The organism is Mesorhizobium sp. M7A.F.Ca.US.005.03.2.1 (assembly GCF_003997795.1).
Classification (GTDB): Bacteria; Pseudomonadota; Alphaproteobacteria; order Rhizobiales; family Rhizobiaceae; genus Mesorhizobium; species Mesorhizobium ciceri.
The window spans coordinates 1-3,068 of record NZ_RZRP01000752.1 but is presented as its reverse complement, the minus strand read 5'-3'; the positions used below and the strand labels follow the sequence as shown (position 1 = coordinate 3,068).

At 65.1% G+C, this 3,068-nt stretch carries 3 protein-coding genes; 1 reads left to right on the top strand and 2 read right to left on the bottom strand.

The window, feature by feature from the left end; genetic code table 11:
- Both EN991_RS29600 and EN991_RS29595 read right to left on the bottom strand, forming a co-directional pair.
- On the bottom strand, positions 1 to 558 hold a 558-nt coding region (locus tag EN991_RS29600; protein WP_164769459.1), incomplete at its 3' end, for a cellulase family glycosylhydrolase.
- Positions 555 to 1,724, bottom strand: a complete 1,170-nt coding sequence (locus EN991_RS29595) for a DUF1972 domain-containing protein (protein WP_164753832.1) — start codon at positions 1,722 to 1,724, stop codon at positions 555 to 557. The genes EN991_RS29595 and EN991_RS29600, both read right to left, overlap by 4 nt.
- Before the next feature lie 336 nt (positions 1,725 to 2,060).
- Here EN991_RS29595 and EN991_RS29590 point away from each other — a divergent pair.
- Positions 2,061 to 3,068 (top strand): glycosyltransferase (locus EN991_RS29590; RefSeq protein WP_127370079.1); only part of this gene is annotated, 1,008 nt, incomplete at its 3' end.

The following is a 3,068-nucleotide window of genomic DNA, read 5'->3' as shown; positions in this document are numbered from 1 at the left end:
GGCCTGCGCCGGTTCGTTGACCGGCTCGAGCGCCACCCTGCCGGGCTGGAACCGCGCCAGCCTGCCGGCAAGCTCGCCGACCAGCCCGCGATAGAGATCGAAAGCGGGTGCGGCGGTGCTGGAGACCATGCGGTCGGGGTTCCAGTAATGGGTGGCAGCGTTGGCCTGGATGTTGACGATGATGCCAAGATCGGCGTCGAGGGTGGCGGTGACGGCGGCGTCCAGCATGTCCAGCAACTGACTGCGCGTCTTGGCGTCGGCGGCCAGGAAAGGGCCGGGATCGACGGGCAAGCGGATGAAATCGAGCCCGGTCTCGCGCAACCGACGCAGGTCGTCTGGGGTCGGCACCGGCCGTTGCGACTGGAAGGGCGGCCAGCCGTAGTCGGTGCGGGGTGCGGGAAATTCACGCGTCAGCGAGAACCAGGGCCAGGCGTTGACGCCGCGCCGAAACCGCGTCTCGGCGGCGGCGCGAGCGATTGGTGCGACCGGGAGCGAGCCGAGAGCCGCTGCAGTGGACAGCGCGGTCCGCAGCACCCGCCGGCGCGACCAGCCTATCATACGGTTCCTGGCGATGCGTGATCCATCGCAGTGGTCTTGGCGGCGGTCATGCCGAGCAGATGATAGGCCTCGTTTTCATAGGCGAGCAGGACATCGTCCCAGCGAAAGGCTTCGCGGGCCCGCGCCCTCGCGGCAACGCCGCAGGCCTTGACCAGGGCATCATCGTCCAGCGCCTGCTGCATCCGCTCGGCGCAACTGTTCTTGTCGGTGAAGTAGATCGCCGCAGCCCCTGCGGTCCACCTGTTGTAGGGATTGTCATGCGCGATCACCATGTTGCCGGCCGCCAGCGCCTCGACCAGCGACGGGTTGGTCCCGCCCACCGTGTGGCCGTGCAGATAGGCGCGGGCGTGGAAGCGCAGGGCCTTCACCGTTGCCTGGTCGTAAATGGCGCCCGGCAGCACCACCGAACCGTTCGCCGCCTTGCGGATGGCGGCATGGTAGGGGATGTCGTCGGACAGCGTTCCCAGCACCACCAGCTTCATGTCGCGCTTGGTGGAGCAAAAGGCTTCGACAATCGGCAGGATGTTGTTGTCGGGTTCGATGCGCGCGATCGAGATGAGATAACGCCCGGGCTCGAGGCCGAGCGCCCGGACCGGCGCCTCGGGCGCTGATGCCACCGGATCGGCGCCATAGGCGATGGTGGCGATGGCGCTGCGCGACCGGCGCGTCGCCAGGTGATCGGCGATGGCGGGATGATCGGCGACCAGCCGGTGCGAGGCCCAAGCGCCGATCCATTCGTTGAGCCAGAACCAGGTTCGCGCCGCCATCCCCCATTTGGGGCGACGCCACTCGATGCCGTCCATGTTGGTGAAGATCTTGCGCCGCTTCAGCCTGAGCCAGGTCAGGAAGACCGCGCCATTATAGCCGAGCACCAGGCAAACGCCCTGTCGTCTGGCAGCATCGCGGGCGCATTGCCAGTCGAATTCCAGGGTCGCGCGCGGTCCCTTGGAGGCGACCTGGATGTGAATGAGCTCGATGCCGCGCCAGGTTTCGCTGCGCACCCGCTGGTCGATCCGCTCGACCTCATCCTGGCAATAGACGCCGACCTTCCAGCCGCGCCCGACAAGAAACAGCGCCAGTTTTTCGGCAAAGGTTTCAAAGCCGCCATGGGCCGCGGGTATGCCGCGGGTCCCCAGGATTAGAATGGCGGGCTTTTCTGGTTTCATGGCCGGCGGCACTTTCACACATCTCATATATTAGATATTGCTTAATTTATAATGAGCAGACCGCAACTTTCGTGCCATCTTCCGATTTCGGTATCCTGGGAGGGGATCATGGCGCGGGGTTGTAAAAAAACGGTGTTGAACCCGGTGGTTGTTTCATTCTCGGTCAACCCTTCTGTGCGTAGCTGTATCGAAACGAAGCAATGCCAGGGGCGTACGGCCGGCAGTCGGACATATCGAACCGATAGGCGGACATATCGAACCAGGCATGATTCTTGCGGACGGGGTTCTGCCACAATCGCCCAGCGCGATGGTTGTAGCATCCGGCGGGAAACAAAGATGCGGATTGCCTGCGTTCATCAGGGTTATGAACTCTATGGTTCTGACCGCAGCTTCGCGGAGAGCGTGGCTGCGCTGCGCGCCGCGTTTCCGTCGGCCGACATCGAGGTGGTCTTGCCGCGCAGCGGGCCGATCGTCCAGATCCTGGAAGCGCATGCCAGCCGGATCGTCTTCGAACCGCTCTGGGTGTTGAGGCGCCAGGCCATTGCGCGCCTTGCGACAGTCGAGATGGCGCGATTGCCGGTTGCCGTGTTCAGGGCGTGGCGGCGCCTCAAGGCCTGCGACCTCGTCTATGTCAACACCTCGATCGTTGCCGACTATGCGCTGGCCGCGCGCTTGCTGCCTTACAAGGCCGTCCTGCACATCCACGAAATCCCCGAAGGCGCCATGCGCAGGGTACTTGTCGGCCTGATGCGCTGGAGCCATGCGGATCTGATCTTCAACTCGCGCGCGACACGCACCGCGTTTGGCGATCCCAAGGCGGCGCGCGCATATGTCGTCTACAACGGCGTTGCCGGGCCGGCGGCGGTCGAACCAATGACGTATGACGGCAAGCGCCCATTGCGGGTGCTGCTGCTCGGCCGCATCAACCGGATCAAGGGGCAGGAGGTCCTGCTGGAGGCGATCGCCTCGATGCCGGCAGAACTCCAGGCGAGGGTCGAGGTGCGGCTGGTCGGCGGCGCCTTCGAAAGCACCGAGCGCGAGCGTGCGCTTGCCGAACTGGTCGAAACCATGGGGCTTGCCGGGCGCGTCGGAGTCCTGCCTTTCATTCCCGATCCCTCGGAGCATTATCGCTGGGCCGACATCGTCACCGTGCCGTCGCGGCGTCCGGAATCGCTGGGCCGCGTCGCCATCGAGGCGATGGCTTATGGCCGGCCGCCGCTTGTGTCGGCGATCGGCGGGCTGGTGGAAGTGGTCAGCGACGGGCAGACCGGCTGGCATGTTCCGCCCGGCGACGCAGTAGCTCTTGGCGCGAAATTGCAGGAGATCATCCTCGCCCCTGAGGCC

What these genes read in the sequence shown, in the direction of transcription:
- EN991_RS29595 (WP_164753832.1), bottom strand. Translation starts at nt 1,724, where the DNA reads ATGAAACCAGAAAAGCCCGCCATTCTAATCCTGGGGACCCGCGGCATA.